Here is a 21834-nt window from a genome sequence, read left to right as displayed (position 1 = left end):
TTGTAGCCAAAGATAGGTATTCGAAGGACTTAACACGACTCAATTAAAACAAAATGCGGTCAACATATAAGTAGAGTAATTAGACATGTTTTCAATGAACAGATTCATGGTGTTGGGAATAGCATTGCTCGCGTGCGCCTGCACGAAGTCACCCTCGGCTAACGAAGATAAGGATAATGCCACGGCGAAAACAGCCAAATCAGCAGCGAAGTCCGCTGGGGATGTCGACTTCCCAGTAATCCCGCAGATCGTTGTGCCGGAGATCATCGGTATTGGCCCAGCCCAGCGAGCGTTGGAAACATCGATGCAAGATATCATTGACCCAGTGGCTGGCATCAGTGTCAAGCCCGCCAACTGTGCCACCGACGGCGCATTAGTCAACGATGCGGGCATTACCAGCACAGATGCGCAAGGCAATCTGTCGCGCAACGGTGATGAAGGCATCTTCCATATCGACGCAGACGGCAGTGGTACCGCCAACTACGAAGGCGGCGTCATCGTCGTCAACGCAGATGGCAGTGGCACAATCAACGGCAATGGCGGCGGTGGCGCTGACGATGGAATCATCTCGGTCGAGGCCGACGGTTCGGGCACGTATAACGGCAAGTACGGCATCATCGTGCTGGACGGCAAAGGTGGTGGTACTTGGAACGGCGACCACGGGGTGATTCGCAACCAAGGTGATGGTTCAGGCAGTTGGAATGGTCCGCAAGGCATCGTCACCATCAACGCCGACGGCAGCGGTACATGGAACGGTCCGCACGGGTTGGTGAGCAACGACGGTAAAGGCAATGGCAGCATTGGCACACCAGCACGTCAAGTGAAAATGGCACCAATTCCCAAGGTCACTCCAGCTGGCAAGTTCCCGCCGTTAAAAAAATTCGCTCCATCCGGTGTGCCATGTGGGTTCATCATCACTCTCAATGATCAGGTGTTGTTCGATTTCGACAAGACGAATATCCGTCCTGACGCAGCTAAAGTGCTGGACAGCTTGGCCATGGCCTTGCAGAAAGTACCAGCCAAAGCAATAGAAATTCGCGGACATACCGATGCCAAGGGCAGTGATGCCTACAATCTGGATTTGTCCGAGCGCCGTGCTAAATCAGTAGGCATGGCCTTGCGCCAGCGTGGTGCCGCAGCTGATGCCAGCACGCGTGGTTACGGCGAGTCGCAGCCAGTGGCGCCCAACGTAGTCAGCGGCCAAGACAACCCTGCCTGCCGGCAGTTGAATCGGCGGGTGGAAATCTTCGTGCGCACTTGATGATGCGAGCGGGTCAACGATGGTCACGTTTTATACTCGTAAGCGTATTGCAATAGCTCAGTATTGCAATACGCATTTGATGAACGATAAAACCTTGTATCTTGTCTATATAGATTCCAATCTGGCAACTGATGATATGCCGATGTTTTTTTATTACTCGCTGGACTTAGTTGAATGAATACTTAAAGATGCCCGCAAATGCGATGAGTTTCCCCTGCTACGATATCTCAACTTTAGCTTAGGCTATTTTTGCCATTTCTACACTCCGCTGTTGTAATAACTTCACCGCTTGCTTGGCTTGCCAACCCAACTCCATCATATCCAGATCAGGAATCTGATCATTTTCCATCACCATTTTCCCTGCTACAAACATCGCTTTAATATGCGCGCGTCCGCCACTTGCCACAGGCCCAATCGCCATATCATGTAAGCCAAAATAACGAGGATCATCTAACTGATAAATGACCAAGTCAGCCTGTTGCCCCACCTCAATTGTCCCGACTTGATCAAGCCCTAAAATCTTGGCCCCACCCACTGTTCCCCAACGGATCACATCCTCAATACGGGCAGCATCTGCACCACCTTCAAATTGCCCACCCTCATATTGTGGTGTCGCCAACATCCCCTTTCTGGCTCGTTGTAATAACCAAGCAGCATGGGTTTCAGACAGCATATCTGCGGCTTCATTAGAACCCGCGCCATCTACCCCAATTGAAATGGTCATCCCTGCCTGTTCCAGAGCAACAAGATCAGCAATACCGCTACCCAAACGCGCATTACTCTGAGGACAATGCGCAATACCTGTTTTGGTCTGACCTAACAACTGAGTTTCTTCGGGTAATAATTTCACTAAATGCGCAAACCAGACATCACTGCCAATCCAATCCTGCTCGGCACAGAACTGGACTGGGGTCATGCCAAACTTGGCTCTAGCTGCATCCAAATAATCCACTGTTTCAGATAAATGGCTATGCATCCGAATCCCCAATTGTCTGGCAATTTTGGCGCTTTCCCGTAATTGCTGAGCTGTGGTCGAATGCAAGGTTGAAGTCGGTGCCATCACGATTTTTCGAAAAGCATCTGATTCTGGCTGATGATATTGCTGCACCAAACGCTCAATATCCGCCATATAGTCTTCAAATTTCTCAGGACGTAAGGCTTGAGGCAACTCACTTTCCAAACCACGCGTTAAGGTTGCACCACCACGACACAGCACAAAGCGCATGCCCAATTTTTCGGCTTCATCAAATAAAATTGCAGCACCATCAAACGGCATCTGTGGCCAATATAAATAATGATGATCTGCTACCGTTGCACAACCTGAACGTAATAATTCAATCAAGCCAATACGTACAGCAATCCGAAAAGTGCTTTCATCAAATGCGCCACGGAACCGATACGGCGTACTGGCAAGCCATGAGGTCAGGTTTTGATTTAAACCTTGTGGCTCGCCCTTTAATAAAGACTGAAATAAATGGTGATGAGTATTTACCCATGCTGGGTAGATCACACAATCTTGAGCATTCACAACCTGTTCATTCGGCTGAGCACTTAACCGCCCTATTTCAGTAATTTTACCTGATTGGATGCGGATATCAGTGGATGAGCAGCGTGCTGCTTCACCAGTTAAGCCTGTCAAAATGGCATGGGCATTTTGAATTAAATAACTTTGATTTAATTGCTTTGAAATCATACCTGCTCACTCTCATGCCATTTGCTTAAAAAGAACTGGCTTAATAAAGACATCAGAACAAATAAGCCCAGACCAGTACACGTAATCAGAAATAATGCAGCAAACATCAAGGGTAAATCCAACTGAAAACCTGCTTGTAAGATTTGATAAGCCAAGCCTGCACTAGTACCACCCGCGCCTGCTACAAACTCGGAAACCACAGCGCCAATCAGTGCCAAACCACAGGAAATTCGTAAGCCACCAAAGAAATAAGGCAAGGCATTCGGCACACGTAAACGCATCAAAATCTGCCAGCGACTGGCTTTATTGATTTGGAAAAGATTGAGCAAACCTTTATTGACACTACGCAAACCTAAAGTGGTGTTGGTCAGTATCGGAAAAACTGCGACTAACATGGCACACACCACCAAAGCCAAAGTGGTATTTTGAATCCAGATGATGACCAAGGGAGCAATCGCAACAATGGGTGTCACCTGAAATAAAATGGCATACGGCATAAAACAAGCTTCGAGCACACGACTTTGTACAAATACAAAAGCGATCAATGTGCCAATCATCACAGCGCAAGCAAAAGCCAATAAGGTGATTTTTAAAGTTACCCATAAACTACCGAATAGCACACTGGACTGATTAATCAGCGCCATCACAATATCACTGGGCTTCGGCACGACATAAACAGGGACTTCCAGTTGTTGAAAACTCAGTTGCCAAAACAACAAAAAGATCAGACCAAGCCCAAGTGGAGCGGCAATACGTTGTACGGTTGGATGTTGTAGCAATGGTTTAATCATGAGCATGCCCTCCGCTTGCCTCAGCCAATAATTGCGATAGATGCGAACATTGTTGAATAAAGATGTCTGAACTTCGGAAAGACTCATCGCGTTGATAAGGCCCTTTAATATTCAGGTCCGCCACTACGCGTCCTGGTCGTGCACCCATCACAATGACCCGTGAAGACAGATACACCGCTTCATAAATACTATGCGTAACAAATACCACTGTAAGATCTCGTTCTGACCATAATTGACGGATATCACTATCCAGTTTATGGCGGGTAAATTCATCCAATGCCCCAAAAGGTTCATCCATCAACAATAGATCAGGTTCTGTTACTAAAGCTCTGGCCAATGAGGCACGCATTTGCATGCCGCCTGAAAGTTCACGTGGATAAGCTGTGCTGAATTTTTCTAAACCAACGGCTTTTAAAGCAGCTTGGACTTTGGGCGTACTGGTTGATTTGGCAATACGCTGTAAGTCCAAAGGTAAACGCACATTGTCCTCAATATTGGCCCACGGCATCAGCGTAGCTTCCTGAAACACCATGGCCATTTTGCACTGTGATTGAATATCAGCTTTACCATTCCAGCGCACTAATCCAGCAGAAGGTTGCTCGAGATCGGCAAACATTTTCAGCAAGGTGCTTTTACCGCAACCTGATGGTCCCAATAATGAAATAATCTCGCCGCGTGCAATATTTAAATCCAGTCTTTGTAAGGCATTGGTGCCATTGGGATAGGTTTTTTCAACCCCTCTAGCCATGATCATTGGCGTGATAAAGGTTGAAGATTCTTGTATTGGTATCTCAATTGATAAAGCAGAATTCATGTGGTTTCCCCTTGATGCGAATGCACTATTTTGTTAACCCTTCAGCCATAATTTAGAGCTAAGATTATTTGCTAGCTTTAATAAATTGCGTGGTATAAGCAGCTTTCCAATTGGTTTGAGCTTTGAGTAAGCCTGAGTTCACCATAAAATCTCGCGTTGCTTTCCAACGTGCATCCGTCATCACGCCAATGCCTTGGGTCTTGGCATCTCCACCATCAATCAATTTTAATTTGCGCATTTGCCCCACTGCAAAAGTCAGTAATTCATCATTCATATTCGGATTTTCTTTTTTAATGATGCTATTGCCCAAATGTGGGTCTGCTAAATAGTTTTTCCATCCCTCCATTGAAGCTTGGACAAAACGGCGCAGCACATCAGGTTTGTTTTGAATCACATCATTGCGAGTCACTAAAATGCCGCCATAGGCTGGATAACCCGCATCAGCAAATAAAAAGAAATTACTGGATGGTTCTGCTTTTTTTGCCTGAAAGACTTCTGAAGTGGCATAGGCTTGCTGTACTACATTTTTGCCTGCCAAGAATGGCTGCATATTGAAGGTATAAGGGCGTGCCTGTGCAGCATCTAATTTATATTTGCCTTTTAACCAAGGCCACCAGCTTGCTTGTCCGCTGGTTGAGACTAGAATGGTTTTGCCTTTGAGATCGGCCAAAGACTTTACATCGCTGTGAGTGAGCACGCCTTGTGGATCAAACTGGAATGGTGCTGCTACCGCTTTGATGGGAAAGTTACTTTCGATGCCTTTTAAGACCTGTAGGTCATAATTAATAATAATGTCGGCACGTTTTGACAATAATAAGGTCATGTTATTGACTTGTGGCCCACCGATTTTAATATCGACATCAAGCCCGTATTTTTTATAAATTCCTTGTGCCAGTGCTTGGTAATATCCGCCTTGCTCGGCTTGTGCAAACCAAGTGGTTTGTAAAACCAGTTTATCGGCTGCAAAACTGGTTGAGCTGAGAACTGTGCCTAGTCCCAATAACGCGCCCGAGATAACAGTACGTCGCCCTTTGCCCACATAGTGCTGAATATTCATATTAAGACCCCTAAATCTGTATGGATTCATCTTGCTATTCTTTTAAGGGGGTCAATCAATGTATAAGCTACACATTTCTCTCAAAACCAAATCAATTGGCTTTGTCCCCAAAAGAGGAACAGCAAACGCTGTAGAGCAATGTCCCGTGTGTTCACAACACACTGACCGCTTATACTCAATCATGATTTAGCAAGCTCTGTGCCAAGATTGATTTGATCTTGATTTTTATAGTAATTTTCTAGGTTGGATTTATTTTTAGTTGTTTTTAGATGAATCAACTGCATTGAGTCTTTGGTTTTGTATGCAGTTTAATGGTGCGTTAAGTAAGTGCAGATGCACTCTCGAGGTGCTGAGGTTTCAATAAATCTTTTGTGAAAGAATTATATTGAGTTAATTCATTGACCAAGATAGTAATTAGCTTGATGCATAAGCCGAATCATTTACCTCTTTTCCTGTATCACTTAAATCGTATCCTAAATATTTACGACAACCTTATTCATCCCAGACCAATTTTTGCGGGCAATTGAACATCCCTGTACTGAAATACCTTGGTAATTGATTGAGCAAAGCCAATATCTCTTCTCTTGAAAACTCTTGCCCATAAGAAGCTCGCTCAGCTTCGTACGGAACCTCAGCCCAGTATAGATTCTTGCTTGCATCGTGCAGTATCTGAAAGCTTTGACCTATTTCATCGACCAAGCCAAGGTAATCACCTAAGTCCAACAAGCACCAAAAATAGTCATCCAACAAGTCGGTAAATGTCACTCGAACTTCCGCGTCAGACTCTACCGTCCGCTCAATGGCGGGGTGCTGCTCGAAGTGGGCATAGACGATAAAATTTTCCCATGTGGCGGTTGCTAAGGCACGATTTTCTATACTCATGGGCATCTTGTTCACAAAAGGTCGTAATCCATCTTCCAGCGTCCAAACAGGAAAATCATCCTTTTTGCCACCAGTCGCTAGACTCCAAGCTTGCCCGCCCACATACAGCAGAGATTCACACCAATTCATCTCAGGATTAACTCTATCGTCGAATATCCTCGGCCAGTGCAGTGATGCCTCGAACCACGCCTGTCCTCGTGCAATCGCATAACAGGCGGCATAAAGCAGCGCATCATCGCCAAAGGGGCCTCGTCTTGCTCGCGATGCTATCAGCAACTTCTCCAATCGCTCTGTCAATCGTAACGCAAAGGCAACAATCTCATCGGGATGCATATTGCTCAATGTGGATTTGAGTGGAAGTAAGCTCGCAACATCTTGTCCTGACAACAGTAATGGATGATCTACTTTTGTCATCAATGCCCAAAACTTGGACTCTGGCATAAGGGAGGGCAATGTAGTCATTGGTAGTTTATTCCATCAAAAGAGAGTAAAAATCGAAAATCTTCAGCAAGAATAATCTGTTATTCAATAAGTGGTCACTGACGTCGGTGAGATAAATTACTCATATGACAACATCCCTTCTGAAAGTCATTTAATTCAGCGCCATCTTTAGACAGATTAAAGTCCACTGTTGTTTGATTTTCAACATTTTCACAAGAAATTGCAGTGTTTCTGCTCATATTGACCTATTTCACTTTATAAACTGGCACAAAAAGTGCTTCATTCTTTCTGTCAGAGTAGAAGCGTTCAGCATAGTCAGTCACATCGACTGCTATGTGGGTCATTGCTCAGAAATCAGCTCACTTTTTTTATAAGCTTTGTCTTATGGAAAAAGTGCAGCTCTTTTTTGAATGTGACCCCGTCTCTTTCAATCTATTTGATTGGGTCACGGTTTATCCAAAAGATGAGGTTGAAAATATGAATAGCGCCAATATGACTACATTAGCTGAACAAGACTACAGCTTAGAAGAACTGCAAAAAGAAGCTCGTATGGGAGCTTTGGGTCAAGAAACCTTTGAACGCGAAGTCCGAGTGATTGATTTATCTGACTTTGAACAACGTAAATATGAGATTGCGGAACAACTCTGGACGGCTGCCACTGATATTGGTTTCTTTCAGGTCTCGCATCATGGTATTCCACTTGAGCAGATTCAAACTGCATTTGACATGACACAACAGTTTTTTGATCTGCCTGAACCGGTCAAAGCACGCTACCCACTTCATCGAAATGCAGGTTGGGAAAGTAAGGCTCAAGTTCGTCCATCAACCAGTACCCCAGACCAGAAAGAATCCTACCAAATCACTCGCCCACGTATGGATGGACTTTATCCAACCGAGCAAGAGCTGCCTGACTTTAAAAATACCATGCTTGAATTTGAACAAGCGTGTTGGCACGTGGGTATGAAAATACTCTCCTGTTTTGCTTATAAACTGGGTTTTGCAGATAACTTTTTTAGCCTTGCTCATGATCCTGAACAAGACAGCTATCAAAGCACTTTAAGAATGTTGCATTACTATGCTATTGATCCTGCTCTGAAAGATCAATTAGGTCTATGGCGTGCAGGCGCACATACCGATTTTGATTGTTTAACCTTATTGTTTCAGCGTAATGGTCAAGGTGGTCTGCAAGTGTGCCCAGGTAAAGATATGGAGCAACAACAATGGACCAGTATCGAACCACGAGATGATGTGATCACTTGTAATATCGGCGATATGTTAATGCGTTGGAGTGATGATCAATTACCTTCTAATTTCCATCGAGTCAAAAATCCAGAAGCAGATGAATACCAAGGAGCACGTTATAGCCTCGCTTTCTTCTGTCAAGCCAATGAAGATGTGCTAATTGAAAGCCCACAAAAGAAATATCCAGCAATTACAGCCAAGGAATATTTAAAACAACGCATCAGTGCGAATTTTAAAGGGAAATACTAATCGTTGATTCATTGTAGACAGAGGTAAATCGTCTCTGTCTACTCTTAAAAAATATCGATTTATTTTTTCCGTTTATGATCTTTTCCGTGATCTCTTCTTGGTTCTTTTAGGTACCGCTTTTTGAGGAATATTGATTTTTCCCGTACCTAAACCTCTGAAAAAATAGTTAACAAGATAAATGAATAAAAAACCAAAATAGAAAAATGGAAAGATCGTAATAGTGCTAATACATGCTTCCCAAAAAATTACGCCAATTCGATAATTATAACTTAACTGGATGAGTGCACCTCTACGGCTACCATCCTGAAAGGAAATTTCATCATGTAGAAAATGTAGGATGCCGATTAAGAGGAATAAGAAAAATATACCTGAAACAATCGTTTTTTTTATTAATGGTTTCTCCAGCCATGGATATTTCTCCGATGCTTTAAACTCGGCCTGAAAAAATTTACTATAAATTTTTTCCTGAAACGCCTTGCTCACGCCGACTCTCTTAATGAATAAGAAGCACAAATAACCTCCGAAAACAGAGGTTACAATCGTATAATAAATACTTGAAAGAATAGTAAAAAATGGCAATGGACCTTTAGTCCCTACCGTAATCAACATCTGCTCTGTGATATAACGATAAATCTCATACTGCCACTGATTGCGTGGATATGCTGGAAATAAAAATAACGGTAAAATAAATACAATAATCAAAAGGCTAATATGTATTTTCGCCTGTCTTTTTTCTTTAGCTCGTTGTTCAAGCGCCAAACGTCTTTGTTCTAATTTTTCTTGCTTCTTTTGCTTTGTGTGCTGTTCAAGCAATTCTCTTGCTACATAACGTTTTGTTGACATAGAAAATCAATATTTATGTTTTATATAAAAATCTTAATTAGAAAATAATAAAGATATGCGAATATTCATAGAATCAAGAATTCTAAATTAAAATGAGCAACCTTCCAATATTATAAAGTACATATCTTCTTTTATAAAATTTATACAGTCAGAGATTCACAATCTCTGACTGTACTGATGCATTGGAGTGATGATCAATTACCTTCTAATTTCCACCGAGTCAAAAATCCAGAAGCAGATGAATACCAAGGAGCACGTTATAGTCTGGCGTTCTTCTGCCAAGCCAATGAAGATGTGCTGATCGAAAGCCCACAAAAGAAATATCCAGCAATTACAGCGAAGGAATATCTAAAACAACGCATCAGTGCGAATTTTAAAGGGAAATACTGATTATTTAGATAGGGTTTGAAGTAATTTTCAAACCCTATCTAGTCGTCAACATACTTGAACTATGGTTTGGCATTGTTGAGTTACTGGATCGTGGAAGACGTATGCAGCAGCCTCATCATGAAAATAATCTGGAATTGTAATTTGCCCTAGAAAGACTAATGGTTTTTTCTCTCCTATCGGCCAAGCTGGTGCTTGGAGCCATTTAGGTGGTTTCTTTGCATAGCGAAAGAGTTCCAATATTCTGCATTGTAGCCATTTTTTTAATTCATCTTTTGATAGTTTTTCTGGGGCTTCTTGCATAAGTTGTTGTACATAACTTGGATCAAGTTCCAACCACTTTGGTTGAACTACAGCAATAAGCTTAACCATATCAGCCTTACCACTAGACACTCGCACGTTAATCCCTTGTTGTTCTTTTAAATATTTTACAATCACGGATTCGGCATTCAACACATCAATCGGATTGCGATAATTTAGAGTGATCAAATAATGATAAAGCGTGTGGGCAGCAAGTGCGTATTGTGGAGCTAGCTCAGCAGATAATAATTTTTCAATATCAGGATCATTGTATAAAGCATCTTCGAATAAGCGCGTTTCCATATGGCCTTCGACAAATTGCACTAATATATTAACTGTAGATAACATAATATTTATCAATCCTTTGCCAATTTAACCCTTAAGCATTAACTTTTACCACCATAGCGACTACTACACTGGTCGTATAAGCTTAATGCGTTTCCCTGCAATGGTCACGCCACGCAAAAAAGCAGCCTCCAAACCACGAATGACATTCGTAGCTAGACACGTCTGCAAATCGGAATAATCAGCGAATTTAGCATTAACAGGGTCATGGAACTCGGCTCGTCGATCAACGCTAGTACGAACGAAATGTTTTTCTTCCAGACCATAAGCGGCTTGTTTCAGGTCAGGAACAGGAATGCCAATCGACCAGCTTTTTTCTTTGTCTGACGGATAGGTGACGCAACACTTGCCAAGCCCAATAACATCGCCGTGGTTAAACACCAAATACATCAAGAGTCGCCACTCACCCAAATCTTCAGTGTTTATCGACGGCGTGAGTGTCTCAATGTATTTGTTAGCCAACGCCTCAATCGCATTTATATCTACGACATCATTCAGCTTCATCACTCCAATGTATGAAAGAACTCTGATCTTCGGATAATTGTGCATTTTTTCCCTATAAATTTGTATATCGTAAACTGTAATAGCTCAAATCTGAATTGTTCTTTATCATGGTAAAAGAGTACTTAAGCGCAAATCGATACGAATTTGAAAAAAAAAGTCCGCCTTTCTAAAAATAGTTTTATCGGGTCTGAGCACGTTTGAGAATAGCATCCCAATCTATCTGCATGAGATTCGACAATTCAGTTTTGAAGTAACTGTCATGGTGCCCGATATATGCGGGAAAATTTATTAATGGATGATTATTCCATTGTTGCGCAAACCAATGTTCTATCAATGTTGACGCAGTTGCCCAAGGATCAACTTCATCCCATTCTTCATCATTAGCATAATTATCGTAATCATATATCTCCACAGGAATTGCAATCGTATTATCAATTAGAAAGTCATGTTTATTAGAATTAATAGAATTACCGTACTCATCCATCGCCCATAAGCTCACAGAAAACTGACTATCAAACTGTGATGAATCGTATTCTATAAGCAAGAACTTTGTTGTGTCATGCCATGATCGATTAGACAACATGGCTAACTCTGTGTTTAATTGATGTTCTATAGATTTTAAATGTGCTTGTGCAACTTTAATGAACTGCTTTTTATCAATACTCATTATGATCGCTCGACATCAATTCAATATCTTTCAAATATTAAGATTTATAAAAACAGGCAAAACTCTTGATTCAAAAACTACTTCATATTCCAATCAAGAACACAAGGCTTCTCTTGCAGGGTATCTTCTGGTTCTATTTCGTAAACCTTATAAGAAATAAAATTATATCAAGAAAAGAATCTAAAAAAGCTTCTGAATGCACTAGATTACTGAACAGAATAGGCCATTTAAAAGAAAATATAAAAGCATGGTTTAATGGTTACAAATTCACGATCTCTGACTGTACTAAAGCCTCAGTGATCCAGCACGGTTGAGATAAATGATGGACATCACAATTACTGCCACCACCAATGCGATCTACGACCAGAAAATCACTATTTGCTTCCAAAGTAATTAAAGGATGATGCCATACCCCTTGATGGTAGGTAATTCCCTGCTGCCCATTGCTGATAAAAGCTTGAATCCGTTGCTCATCAGGTCGCGTTTGATCAAAAGGCAACGCCACAACAACAATAAACTTCTGTTGCTGTAATGGAATAAAAGACTGTGAACCATACGGATGTCGTTCCAACATCTCAATCTGAAATGGAATGGGAGTTGCAAACAGATTATGAAAAATACTCATCCCTACCGCGACCTGATCGCCTGACACCTGTGCAAGAGATAAGGCGTGATAGCGTTCAGTGAGTCCCTGATTAATCGGAATAAAGTCTTTGTTGCTCTTTTCAATCACATCCCCAAAATCAGCAAAACTGTCTTGAGTTAAAGGCCGAATTTCAATATTTTTTTCATGCATAGGTTGATTCTCTTTAGATCAGTTGCATCGCGTGAGCAACACTGTCGCGCAAGACAACTTTTGCGCTGTTGCTTTATTTGCTTAAAAATAACTACAGGTTATGCAATCAAATTAAAATCAAAAGCTCAAAAACCAATGGCTGCGCCATTGGTTTTTGAGGGTGTGCTAAGGGGCTTCGCCCCTTAAATCCCTGAAAAATCATTTTGCAACCAGTGCCGCTTTCCCCCATAAACGAATCCGACTAATCCCGCCATCAGGAATCATATTGACGCGGATATAATTCACTTTTTGATGTTGAAGCACTTCTGCAACATACTCATGAATATTGTCCATGCTCAAAGGTTGCTGTTCCAATAAAAAAGGCCAGAACATACTCTGCGGAATAAGTTGCGCATCGGTTGCATCTTCAATATAAGCAGCTTGAATCGAACAAAACGCAGGAAAATTCCCTTTAAAATACGCGGTATCTACATCAATTTTTTCAATCTGGCCTGTTTGTCCCAAAGCAATAATGCACCAATCAAAACCAGGGGCACGGCGACGTTTGGTCTCCCAACCATCGCCCATATTTAAGCCTCGCTCAGGACTGAGTAGATTATTCGGATGGCCGAAATGCGCATCGCTAAAGGCCACAATACGCCCGCCATTTTTCAAACCAATCAAATCCATCTGCTGGGTTGTATCGACATTTTCGAGCAGCACACGGCCATACACTCTTAAACGTGCAATACCGCCATCAGGGAAAATATTAATGCGGATATGGGTAATTTTCTGAGCGGCACAGTCGAAAAAATGATGCTGGTCTGGAGATAAAACTGAGTTTTCTAATAACGTCGTCCAAGTAATACCTTCCAATTGATTATCTGGCGCATAGCAGCCCTCAACGGAAGCAGAGGCTGGATAATTGCCTGTAAAAAATGAGGTATCAATATCAAATCCAGATACAAGCCCTGTCACACCTAAACGAACAATACACCAATCATAACCAGACTCACGCTTACGTCGCGTTTCCCATCCATCCATCCATTTGCCATTGTCATCATATTTTCCTTCAATGAATTGAGCGGGTGTGCTTTGCAACATTCTTGCCGCTTCTGCAAAAAACTCATCGGAACAACTTATGATAGTTGCACCAATTCTGGCATCAGCAAGATTGGTTAATGCCTGCAAATGGGTCGGTAAAGCTACGGTTTTAGCAACATGCACTGTCATTGATCATTCCTGAAGGTTTCATTTCTATTCTATTATGCAAGATCCAGTCCAACTGGTCTGACCTGTTGTTAAAAATATAGCTATTTTTAAGCAACAGCACCAACAAAAAGATAAATTTTGTGTAGAATCAAACTGTTTATTTTTATATTTAAGGTGCGTTACTGATGAGTCCACAGGCTATGCTCAATGGAAAATCCTCTCAGGTGACTGAGCAAGCGGTGGAAGTGATTCATCAACGCATTCAACAAAATACTTATGCAGTTGGTTCTGCCTTACCCTCACAACGTGATCTTGCCCTCCAGTTGGGAATCAGCCGCGCTTCTTTACGTGAGGCATTAACCCGTCTTGCCGCTTTAGGATTGTTGGAAATTAAGGCGGGTAAAGGGGTTTATGTGATTTCACAGCATAGCCAAGCCGCTGAACAATGGGATGGCGAACACCGTGTTTCGCTTAAAGATTTCTATCAATTACGTTATGTATTGGAAGGTTTCTGTGCCCTGCTTGCATGTGAGTACTTAACCGAAGAGGATAAGTCGACCCTCCAACAACACTACCAATCACTTGCCAGTGCAATCAAACAGCAGAACTGGCAAGCAGCCTCTGAATTTGATTATGCTTTTCATCGGCACATTATTGAACTTAGTCACAATCAATCAATTATTCAAACACTTAAAATGCATACTGAATGGATTAAAAAAAGCCAGATCCTGCCTTTCGTTCAACCTAATCTGGCATTTAAAACCATTCAAGAACATGAATTAATTCTGCAAGCCTTATTTAAGCAAGATGCAGCTGCGGCTGAAAAAGCCATGCAAGCGCATATTATTGGTGCTGCGCAACGGGCGGGTGTGTACTTTTCTCGGCATAACAGCTCAATCTAAGCACGAAAATTAAATCTGCACCACTTTGCCCCATGCTTTGAACCACATCAATGCAACCTTTCTATTTTTGCTTTTTAATAAAGCAAATTATCTGGTATGACCAGTAAAACCAGTTGCTAAAATTGGCACACTTCTCGCTTAGAACTGTTTAGAAACTTATTTATATATTTAGGGTCTGAACGATGAATATTGCGATTGTAGGTGCAGGTATGGGCGGTTTGACTGCTGGTATCGCTTTAAAAAAATTTGGTCATCAGGTCACAATCTATGAACAAGCTGCCGAAATCTTACCTGTTGGGGCCGCTATTTCACTTTGGTCAAATGGGGTTAAGTGCCTCAACTATTTGGGCTTAACCGATCAAATTCAGGCGCTTGGTGGACAAATGGAATCTTTGGCTTATGTGGATGGACTGAGCCAACAAACCATGACCCAATTTAGCTTATCACCTTTATATAAAGAAGTCGGGCAACGTGCCTACCCTGTCGCCCGAGCAGATCTACAACAATTATTAATGCAGCAATTTGGTCTGGAAGATATCAGACTGGGCATGAAAATGACGGCGATTGAAAGCCATCAAGATGATGTCACCCTTCATTTTCATGATGGCTCACAAATTACAGCCGATTTACTGATTGGTGCAGATGGCACACATTCGCTCACCCGAAAATTTGTCCTCGGTTATCAGGTTGAACGTCGCTATGCAGGTTATGTGAATTGGAATGGTTTGGTTGATATTGATGAAGCCATTGCACCTGCCATGCAATGGACGACGTATATCGGTGAAGGTAAACGTGTCTCACTGATGCCTGTTGCCCAAAATCGTTTTTATTTTTTCTTTGATGTTCCGTTAGCGGCTGGGCTGGCCAATCAACGTGAACAATATAAGCAAGACCTCAAATCCCATTTCAGCGGCTGGTGTGAGCCTGTACAAAAACTGATTGGAGCTTTAGATGAGCAAAAAACCAATCGTGTCGAAATTCATGACATTGAACCGTTTATGGATTTTTATAAAGGACGTGTGGTGCTGCTCGGTGATGCAGCGCATAGCACCACCCCAGATATCGGACAAGGCGGCTGCCAAGCCATGGAAGATGCGATTTATCTTGCTCGTGCCTTGCAAATCAATACCTTTGGTTTAGAGGATGCATTGGCACGTTATCAAAATAAGCGCAATGATCGCACTAAGGAAATGGTGCTCCGAGCACGTAAGCGTTGCGATGTCACCCATATGAAAGATCCTCAAGTGACTGAAGAATGGTATCAATCGCTGTATCAAGAACAAGGTTCACATATCATGCAAGGCATCATCAGTAATATTATCGGCAATCCACTGGATTAAATCCTTAAAGGGGGCACTTATCAGCCCCCTCCTTTTGAGTTAAATCAACAACGATTTCTTAAGCCGCCAATAAGGCTTTTGCTGCGGCACGATGCTTCGTTTTCAGTTCCTCTAAATCAAGCCCCTGAATCTCGCCATGTTTGACTTGCCACTGACCTGCAACCATCACATGTTCTGCTTTATCTGCACCACACAAGAGTAAGGCTGCAATCGGGTCATGACTACCTGAGAATTTCAATTCATCGAGTTTATAACAGGCTAAATCGGCCTGATAATCAGGTGCAAATTGTCCTAAATGCTGTCCACGCCCTAATAGTTGCGCAGAACCATGGGTTCCCCAATGCAAGGCCAACTCAGGGGTAATCCTTTCGGCACCGTATTTTAAACGCTGTAAATACATGGCCTGACGAACTTCCAGAATTAAATTTGAAGCATCTCCAGAGGCAGAACCATCAACCCCCAAACCGACCTTGGCACCTGCCTGCATTAAATCAAGAGTTGGACAAATCCCTGAGGCGAGGCGCATATTGGAATGGGGACAATGACAAATCCCTACACCCGCCTGCCCTAAACGCTGAATTTCATCCGCATTAAAATGAATACCATGTGCCAACCAAGTCCGTTCATTCAGCCAACCCACGTGTTCTAAATAATCCACCGTACGCATACCAAACTTTTCCAGACAAAAGCTTTCCTCATCCAAGGTTTCGGCAAGGTGTGTATGCAATCGAACATCCAGTGTCTGGGCAAGTTGCGCGCTTTCTCGCATAATCTCCTGTGTGACCGAAAAGGGTGAGCATGGGGCCAAAGCAATATTGACCATGCCATTATCCCCCCGTTGATGATATTTCTGCACCAAGCGCTCACTGTCCCTTAAAATAACCTCCATGCTTTGCACAGTATGCTGTGGCGGTAAACCACCCTGTTCTTGTCCGAGACTCATCGAACCACGGGTTAACATCACCCGCATTCCCAATTGCTGCGCGGCATTAACTTGAATATCAATCGCATCGGTCAATTGTTGCGGGAATAAATAATGATGATCCGCAGCAAAGGTACAGCCCGATAACAACAACTCGGCCAAAGCCACTTGAGTCGCCACATGTAACTGTTCTGGATTTAGACGTGCCCATACCGGGTACAGATTAACCAACCATGGAAATAAAGGTAGATTAACCACAGGTGCCCAAGCCCGAGTCAAGGTTTGATAAAAATGATGATGGCTATTCACCAACCCAGGAATCACCACCAAATCTTTGGCATCGAATATGTCATCACATGGCAGACTCGGTTGCTGGTCCTTTGCCAAGACCTCGATGATTTTATTATTTTCAATTACCAAGCCATTACTCGCGTCGAGTTGATTCGCGGTATAAATTGCAAGTGGTTGTTTAATCCAGATTCTTGAACGGCTATTTAAGCTGGCCATCATGATTATTACCTCGTCCTTTAAAATTTGTAGCTCAGTGCAAAACGGTTTTGTAAGAAATTCTTGTCATAGCGTGGAGAAGTCTGAATCCCTGCAAAATTACTGACACTAAAACCTTTCAAAGCACCCTTGAAGTTATAAATGCCGAACAGCATGTATTCAGATTGGTTTCGACTGGCGAGATTTTCAGCCTCTTTTAAATCCATAAATGAATAACGTGCTCCTGCAATCACTTGATCTGTCAGTTTGCCCTCCAAAGACACCATCAAGGCATTGCCCGCACCTAAATCTTGGGTACTGGTAAAAAAAGGTTGTGCAAAAATTTCACCAGACGATGTCTGACTGGCATAAGGCATGAGTAACGCGCCATTTAAATAGCTGTTTTGATCGGGCTTAATATAGTTATAGGCCAGCTTCAAAGTGGCAGCGGGTAAAACTTTCAACGCAGCTTGGACACCCCAAACCTGACTATTGACCTCGCCTGCAAGTGCCTTGCCCTGATCCTTGCCAGACATATATTGCAGTGAAAACTCAGGAGCATAATTCAATTTTGGAAATGCCAGATCCGCTTGGGTATAGATCAAACGTAGATAATCATCATAATCCTGATACCACAGTTGTGTTTTCAGGGTCTTATCATCCGCTAGTGCAAAGCGTTTCCCAGCACCAATCGACCAAACTCCATCGGTTTGCAATTTTGAATTTTGACGTGAGCTTTTGGTGAACTCATCTTCCGCATAACTTTTATATTTATTTACTTTGGTCAGGCGCAGGAAATCATTGTTATTCCCGATCTGTACATCCGCAGCTTGATATAAGAACATCAATACACGGCGGTCCGCATAATCTCCCATAAACGGCAAATTGAGACGCTGATTCCCGACGGTCACCCGAGCCAAATCATTTTTCCACGTCAGATAGGCTTCTGCTAAACCATCACGATCTTCTTTTAATTCAGAGACTTCATCATTTTTGTTTTTTTCATCTAATCGGCGTTGAATATCATAGCCAATTCCTGCCTGCACTCCATAAAAAGGCGCTGTTTCATATTTGATATAGCCGCCAATCACCGTGGTATCTTGATTTAAATTATTCACAAAATAACCATTATTGAGTGAATAATAAGTAGACTTGACCACACCATGCACGCTACCACAGGCAAATACAGCGGAAATCGATTCAATTGAATTGTCCTGAGGCTGACAATCTTGTTGCAGATTAAATAAAGCATTTAAGCTGGTATCGGCAGCCCATGCAGGTAGTGTTGTCCCCATAGCGACTGCGAAAGCAACCGATGTTAAGTGAATTTTTTGCATAGATATCCCCTAGATCTTGGATCTAAAAATTGATTTAAAACGTTTAAAACCGACCTGCTGATGCTTTAAAAATCTTGCTTTGCACTTTTTTAAAGCCAAAACTCCCCCAGACCTATTCAAAATTGAATAAGTGACGTCTAACGATGTGCAGGTAAAAAGCAGGATTCAGTTTGAATATTCAATTCTGAATCCGTGATGATCAATGCCCTGAATTTAAGGGCAAGCTTGCCACTTCCACAGATTTTTTAGTGAATGGAAGATGATTGAAAATGATGTTGAGTAGAATTGCAGTAATACAGGTCGAACTGATCCCAGAGTGTAATAACATCTGCACAGAAACAGGGAATTGTGCATAAAACTCATGGTTTACAATCGGAATCATGCCAATCGCCAATGAGGTCGCGACAATAATCAGGTTCTTATGCTCGTTATAATCCACTTTTGCTAAAGTGCGAATTCCACTGGCTGCGACCGTTCCAAACAGGACAATCCCCGCTCCACCTAATACCGGCATCGGAATGGATGCGACTAAACGCCCCACAATCGGCAGTAAACCTAAAACAATCAGAATTCCCCCAGCAGTTGCCACTACGAATCGGCTCTTAATGCCAGTTATCGCCACCAGTCCAACATTCTGTGCAAATGCCGTTTGCATAAATGAACCAAAGATCGGTGAGATTGCACTCGATAACATATCTGCACGTAAGCCATCCCCAATCCGTTTAGAATCGACTTTGCTGCCCACGATTTCACCAATCGCAATAATATCTGCGGTGGTTTCCGTCATCACCACCAAGGTCACAATCACCATGGAAAGAATGGCAGAAAACTCAAAGACAGGAGAACCGAAGTGGAAAAAGCTCGGCAAAGCAAAGATAGAGCCTGAACCCACATTAGAAAAATCAGTGAATCCTGCAAAATAAGCCAGTATTGTTCCCAACACAATCGCAATCAAAATTGCAAGCCGACGCAAAATTTGGCTGCGTAACATACTAAAAATAATCACAATCGCTAAGGTCATTAATGCCAAACCGACATTGGCTGGATCCCCCCAGTTTTCAGCTTTAGGATTGCCGCCCATAATCCAGCGGATTGCCACAGGCGTCAGCGAAATACCGATCATGGTAATCACACAACCCGTCACCACTGGTGGGAAAAAACGGATGATTTTTGCAAAAAATGGGGTGAGCAACAGGCCAATAATCGACGCCACAATGACTGCACCAAACGCCGATGCCAAACCACCACCTGTGGTCACAATAGCAAGAATGGTGGCGACCCCTGCAAAAGATACACCCTGAACAATCGGCAATTTCGCCCCAAAATGCTTGAAACCAACGGTTTGCAAAACTGTGGCAATTCCCCCAACAAATAATGCAGCCGCTACCAACAATCCAATTTCCGAGGCTTGCAAACCTGCCGCAGCGCCAATAATTAACGGTGGTGCAATGATGCCGCCATACATGGTTAAGACATGCTGCAAACCATAAATGAGGTTTTTGTTCATGCCTAAATATTGATGTTCTGCTGATCCGTGAGCCTCACGGTCTAAGTTGTCTTGCTGCATGGGTTAATTCCTCAAATTAAATTCATAATGTCCACATTGCTTGAGTTGGTTTAGCTGCCACGATAGGTTGAATATGAAAACGGACTGATTAATAACGGCACGTGATAGTGCTGTTGAATATCAGCGACCTTAAAATCAATACACACACGTGGATAAAAACTTTCGGTATTCAAAGCTTGAAAATAATCGGCAACTTCAAAAATTAATTGGTAATTGCTCTGCACAAATACATCGATGTTGAATGTTTTAATACGACCATCGGTATCGGTAAGTTGCTGATCTAATAACACATAGCCTTGATCCACTTGCTGCAGTAATTTCACCAGAACCTTTGACGCAGGCTGACCCAGTGATGCATTTAAAATATGTGTGCTGATACCCGCCATTATTGAATCTCCTGATTTAAACGAAGCAGTGCAATTTCCCCTAATTGCTGCTTCACTTCGGCTTGCTCTTGTTCTGCTGTGTTTTTGAGTCTGCGTTGCAGCTCAGACAGTATCTGTTGCCCTGAACGACCTGCTGCACGAATCAGATAGATATGCCCAAATTTGTGCTCATAATCTAAATTGCCCTGATAAAGTGCCAGTTGCAGCACTGCATCGGTTTGGATCTGCCCTTGTTCTTGCTGAGAAAACTGCTGCTCTTTTTCAGACAACACCGCTGCCGCTTTTTTCTCGCCAATACGTGGATGTTGCGCCAAGGCCGTAGAAATTTCAGGCCATTGCCAGGTTTGGGCTTGTGCAAGCGCTGTTTTATAAAGCTGTTCTTTAGAGCTGTAAGGACGTTGCTGTAGCAATTCAGAAATCCAAGTGGGAATGTGCACACAGCCTTGCAAAACCCGTTGGGCCTCACCTGAATCTAGCTGATTGAATGTTTCGAGTTGCATCGCTGCTCCAATTTAACGCATTGTCTGACTGGTCAGACCAGATATCATAAATTAAGCAATGAATATGCCAACTATAAAAATTCACAGTAAAAGATTGCCGAGCTGATTTTTATTTTTTAAACTTAATTAATTATTTATATTTAAAAATCAATTTAAAATAAACCACCACTATTTAATTTAAAATAATTTGACTATAAAAATACTCTCTGTTATTTTTTAAAGGCTCAAACGATCTTATATATTTAAAGCACTTACATAATAATTTAAGATCAAATAAAAACCAAAAATCATGATTTATTTTAATAATCAAAAGAGAAAATAATATGTGTACCGAATTTATTTTACCTCAAGCAACAGGCTATCGTATTTCTGGGCGTACTATGGATTTTGCCGCCACATTTACTTGGCAACTGGCTGCAATCCCATTGGCAACGTCCTTAAAAGCAATTAATAGCTTAAGTCCGAATACATCAGCTTATCACTGGACTGCAAAATATGGTTTTATGGGGATTGGGATTAAGCTCCCTTTAAATCTGCTTGATACCAAACTATGTGATGCCATGAATACAGAAGGATTTTCGGCAGCCGCACTTTGGTTACCCCCTTCGCGTTATCCGAAAAAAGCCGACGCGCCACCAAATGCTAAACTCATTTCAGCTTTGGATATTTGTGGCTGGGCTGCGTCTAACTACAACTCAGTTGAAACCTTAAAAAAGGATTTATCTGCCATTCAACAAGGACTGCCGACCTCTCTGGGGGAAGTTTTATATTTTTGGGATCCGTTACAGTTTTCTGAGCACAGCGAGTTTAATCACACGGATGAGCTCAAAAATTTAATCCCGATTCATTTCCAGTTTCACGATAAAACGGGGGCAAGTCTGGTACTTGAATTTCGTGATGGACAATTGTCAAGGGGCTTAGGAAGTTAAAG

Annotated in this window: 20 protein-coding genes and 2 pseudogenes; 6 read left to right on the top strand and 16 right to left on the bottom strand. The window is 42.3% G+C overall.

The window, feature by feature from the left end; genetic code table 11:
* The first annotated feature begins 85 nt into the window (after positions 1 to 85).
* The gene (locus B2727_RS15220; protein ID WP_241345077.1) at positions 86 to 1261 is read left to right on the top strand and encodes an OmpA family protein; all 1176 of its coding nucleotides are present in this window, start codon (positions 86 to 88) and stop codon (positions 1259 to 1261) included.
* 238 nt (positions 1262 to 1499) lie between these two features.
* Here B2727_RS15220 and B2727_RS15215 read toward each other — a convergent pair whose 3' ends face one another.
* The 5 genes from B2727_RS15215 to B2727_RS15195 all read right to left on the bottom strand — a co-directional run bounded on the left by B2727_RS15215 (position 1500) and on the right by B2727_RS15195 (position 6939).
* The gene (locus B2727_RS15215) at positions 1500 to 2954 is read right to left on the bottom strand and encodes an amidohydrolase family protein (RefSeq protein WP_033134705.1); all 1455 of its coding nucleotides are present in this window, start codon (positions 2952 to 2954) and stop codon (positions 1500 to 1502) included.
* Positions 2951 to 3745, bottom strand: a complete 795-nt coding sequence (locus B2727_RS15210; RefSeq protein ID WP_033134704.1) for an ABC transporter permease — start codon at positions 3743 to 3745, stop codon at positions 2951 to 2953. The genes B2727_RS15215 and B2727_RS15210 overlap by 4 nt, the downstream gene beginning before the upstream one ends.
* Entirely contained in the window at positions 3738 to 4559 is an 822-nt protein-coding gene (locus B2727_RS15205; RefSeq protein ID WP_033134703.1) for an ABC transporter ATP-binding protein, read from the bottom strand. The genes B2727_RS15210 and B2727_RS15205 overlap by 8 nt, the downstream gene beginning before the upstream one ends.
* 64 nt (positions 4560 to 4623) lie before the next feature.
* Positions 4624 to 5616, bottom strand: coding sequence for an ABC transporter substrate-binding protein (locus B2727_RS15200; RefSeq protein WP_033134702.1), 993 nt, complete (start codon positions 5614 to 5616; stop codon positions 4624 to 4626).
* 492 nt (positions 5617 to 6108) lie between these two features.
* Positions 6109 to 6939 (bottom strand): DUF4240 domain-containing protein, encoded by an 831-nt coding sequence (locus B2727_RS15195; RefSeq protein WP_277605247.1) that lies wholly within the window; start codon positions 6937 to 6939, stop codon positions 6109 to 6111.
* Between the two features lie 477 nt (positions 6940 to 7416).
* On the opposite strand from B2727_RS15195, the gene B2727_RS15190 reads away from it, so the two are divergent.
* Complete coding sequence (locus B2727_RS15190; protein ID WP_033134707.1) at positions 7417 to 8430, top strand: isopenicillin N synthase family dioxygenase; 1014 nt, start codon at positions 7417 to 7419, stop codon at positions 8428 to 8430.
* Between the two features lie 72 nt (positions 8431 to 8502).
* Here B2727_RS15190 and B2727_RS15185 read toward each other — a convergent pair whose 3' ends face one another.
* The gene (locus B2727_RS15185) at positions 8503 to 9273 is read right to left on the bottom strand and encodes a hypothetical protein (RefSeq protein ID WP_033134700.1); all 771 of its coding nucleotides are present in this window, start codon (positions 9271 to 9273) and stop codon (positions 8503 to 8505) included.
* Positions 9274 to 9444: 171 nt separating this feature from the next.
* Here B2727_RS15185 and B2727_RS15180 point away from each other — a divergent pair.
* A pseudogene (locus B2727_RS15180) lies at positions 9445 to 9663 on the top strand (2OG-Fe(II) oxygenase family protein); the annotation flags it as partial.
* A 45-nt stretch (positions 9664 to 9708) separates the two neighbouring features.
* Here the strand turns inward: B2727_RS15180 and B2727_RS15175 are convergent.
* The 5 genes from B2727_RS15175 to alc all read right to left on the bottom strand — a co-directional run bounded on the left by B2727_RS15175 (position 9709) and on the right by alc (position 13484).
* Positions 9709 to 10308 (bottom strand): hypothetical protein, encoded by a 600-nt coding sequence (locus B2727_RS15175; protein ID WP_033134698.1) that lies wholly within the window; start codon positions 10306 to 10308, stop codon positions 9709 to 9711.
* A gap of 63 nt (positions 10309 to 10371) precedes the next feature.
* The gene (imm9, locus tag B2727_RS15170; RefSeq protein WP_005204572.1) at positions 10372 to 10854 is read right to left on the bottom strand and encodes an Imm9 family immunity protein; all 483 of its coding nucleotides are present in this window, start codon (positions 10852 to 10854) and stop codon (positions 10372 to 10374) included.
* Positions 10855 to 10987: 133 nt separating this feature from the next.
* Positions 10988 to 11476, bottom strand: a complete 489-nt coding sequence (locus B2727_RS15165) for a hypothetical protein (RefSeq protein WP_005204574.1) — start codon at positions 11474 to 11476, stop codon at positions 10988 to 10990.
* Positions 11477 to 11735: 259 nt separating this feature from the next.
* Positions 11736 to 12272 (bottom strand): ureidoglycolate lyase, encoded by a 537-nt coding sequence (locus B2727_RS15160; protein ID WP_005204576.1) that lies wholly within the window; start codon positions 12270 to 12272, stop codon positions 11736 to 11738.
* 198 nt (positions 12273 to 12470) lie between these two features.
* Positions 12471 to 13484 (bottom strand): allantoicase, encoded by a 1014-nt coding sequence (gene alc / locus B2727_RS15155; RefSeq protein WP_033134697.1) that lies wholly within the window; start codon positions 13482 to 13484, stop codon positions 12471 to 12473.
* Between the two features lie 164 nt (positions 13485 to 13648).
* Here alc and B2727_RS15150 point away from each other — a divergent pair, with 164 nt between their 5' ends.
* On the top strand, positions 13649 to 14365 hold the full coding sequence (locus B2727_RS15150) for a FadR/GntR family transcriptional regulator (RefSeq protein ID WP_033134696.1): 717 nt from the start codon (positions 13649 to 13651) through the stop codon (positions 14363 to 14365).
* A gap of 182 nt (positions 14366 to 14547) precedes the next feature.
* Positions 14548 to 15705, top strand: a complete 1158-nt coding sequence (gene hpxO, locus B2727_RS15145; protein WP_033134695.1) for an FAD-dependent urate hydroxylase HpxO — start codon at positions 14548 to 14550, stop codon at positions 15703 to 15705.
* A gap of 58 nt (positions 15706 to 15763) precedes the next feature.
* On the opposite strand, the gene B2727_RS15140 is transcribed toward hpxO, so the two are convergent.
* The 5 genes from B2727_RS15140 to uraD form a co-directional block, all read right to left on the bottom strand.
* Positions 15764 to 17137 carry an 8-oxoguanine deaminase gene (locus B2727_RS15140; RefSeq protein WP_033134694.1) on the bottom strand — a complete coding sequence of 458 codons (1374 nt, stop codon included), beginning with the start codon at positions 17135 to 17137 and terminating at the stop codon, positions 15764 to 15766.
* A gap of 17 nt (positions 17138 to 17154) precedes the next feature.
* Complete coding sequence (locus tag B2727_RS15135) at positions 17155 to 18450, bottom strand: OprD family outer membrane porin (RefSeq protein ID WP_033134693.1); 1296 nt, start codon at positions 18448 to 18450, stop codon at positions 17155 to 17157.
* A gap of 199 nt (positions 18451 to 18649) precedes the next feature.
* Positions 18650 to 20017 carry a nucleobase:cation symporter-2 family protein gene (locus B2727_RS15130; RefSeq protein ID WP_004654259.1) on the bottom strand — a complete coding sequence of 456 codons (1368 nt, stop codon included), beginning with the start codon at positions 20015 to 20017 and terminating at the stop codon, positions 18650 to 18652.
* 50 nt (positions 20018 to 20067) lie between these two features.
* Entirely contained in the window at positions 20068 to 20403 is a 336-nt protein-coding gene (gene uraH / locus B2727_RS15125; RefSeq protein WP_033134692.1) for a hydroxyisourate hydrolase, read from the bottom strand.
* Positions 20403 to 20903 carry a 2-oxo-4-hydroxy-4-carboxy-5-ureidoimidazoline decarboxylase gene (gene uraD / locus B2727_RS15120; protein ID WP_033134691.1) on the bottom strand — a complete coding sequence of 167 codons (501 nt, stop codon included), beginning with the start codon at positions 20901 to 20903 and terminating at the stop codon, positions 20403 to 20405. The genes uraH and uraD overlap by 1 nt, the downstream gene beginning before the upstream one ends.
* A 323-nt stretch (positions 20904 to 21226) precedes the next feature.
* Between uraD and B2727_RS15115 the strand changes: the two are divergent.
* A pseudogene (locus B2727_RS15115) lies at positions 21227 to 21814 on the top strand (linear amide C-N hydrolase); the annotation flags it as partial.
* Between the last annotated feature and the right edge of the window lie 20 nt (positions 21815 to 21834).

Origin of the sequence: Acinetobacter sp. UBA991 (genome assembly GCF_002292065.1) — a bacterium.
Classification (GTDB): domain Bacteria; phylum Pseudomonadota; class Gammaproteobacteria; order Pseudomonadales; family Moraxellaceae; genus Acinetobacter; species Acinetobacter higginsii.
This window is presented reverse-complemented; position numbering and strand designations above follow the sequence as displayed.

Coding starts and splice junctions, on each gene's coding strand:
- B2727_RS15220 (WP_241345077.1), top strand. CDS start 86: ATGTTTTCAATGAACAGATTCATGGTGTTGGGAATAGCATTGCTCGCG.
- B2727_RS15215 (WP_033134705.1), bottom strand. CDS start 2,954: ATGATTTCAAAGCAATTAAATCAAAGTTATTTAATTCAAAATGCCCAT.
- B2727_RS15210 (WP_033134704.1), bottom strand. CDS start 3,745: ATGATTAAACCATTGCTACAACATCCAACCGTACAACGTATTGCCGCT.
- B2727_RS15205 (WP_033134703.1), bottom strand. CDS start 4,559: ATGAATTCTGCTTTATCAATTGAGATACCAATACAAGAATCTTCAACC.
- B2727_RS15200 (WP_033134702.1), bottom strand. CDS start 5,616: ATGAATATTCAGCACTATGTGGGCAAAGGGCGACGTACTGTTATCTCG.
- B2727_RS15195 (WP_277605247.1), bottom strand. CDS start 6,939: ATGCCAGAGTCCAAGTTTTGGGCATTGATGACAAAAGTAGATCATCCA.
- B2727_RS15190 (WP_033134707.1), top strand. CDS start 7,417: ATGAATAGCGCCAATATGACTACATTAGCTGAACAAGACTACAGCTTA.
- B2727_RS15185 (WP_033134700.1), bottom strand. CDS start 9,273: ATGTCAACAAAACGTTATGTAGCAAGAGAATTGCTTGAACAGCACACA.
- B2727_RS15175 (WP_033134698.1), bottom strand. CDS start 10,308: ATGTTATCTACAGTTAATATATTAGTGCAATTTGTCGAAGGCCATATG.
- imm9 (WP_005204572.1), bottom strand. CDS start 10,854: ATGCACAATTATCCGAAGATCAGAGTTCTTTCATACATTGGAGTGATG.
- B2727_RS15165 (WP_005204574.1), bottom strand. CDS start 11,476: ATGAGTATTGATAAAAAGCAGTTCATTAAAGTTGCACAAGCACATTTA.
- B2727_RS15160 (WP_005204576.1), bottom strand. CDS start 12,272: ATGCATGAAAAAAATATTGAAATTCGGCCTTTAACTCAAGACAGTTTT.
- alc (WP_033134697.1), bottom strand. CDS start 13,484: ATGACAGTGCATGTTGCTAAAACCGTAGCTTTACCGACCCATTTGCAG.
- B2727_RS15150 (WP_033134696.1), top strand. CDS start 13,649: ATGAGTCCACAGGCTATGCTCAATGGAAAATCCTCTCAGGTGACTGAG.
- hpxO (WP_033134695.1), top strand. CDS start 14,548: ATGAATATTGCGATTGTAGGTGCAGGTATGGGCGGTTTGACTGCTGGT.
- B2727_RS15140 (WP_033134694.1), bottom strand. CDS start 17,137: ATGATGGCCAGCTTAAATAGCCGTTCAAGAATCTGGATTAAACAACCA.
- B2727_RS15135 (WP_033134693.1), bottom strand. CDS start 18,450: ATGCAAAAAATTCACTTAACATCGGTTGCTTTCGCAGTCGCTATGGGG.
- B2727_RS15130 (WP_004654259.1), bottom strand. CDS start 20,017: ATGCAGCAAGACAACTTAGACCGTGAGGCTCACGGATCAGCAGAACAT.
- uraH (WP_033134692.1), bottom strand. CDS start 20,403: ATGGCGGGTATCAGCACACATATTTTAAATGCATCACTGGGTCAGCCT.
- uraD (WP_033134691.1), bottom strand. CDS start 20,903: ATGCAACTCGAAACATTCAATCAGCTAGATTCAGGTGAGGCCCAACGG.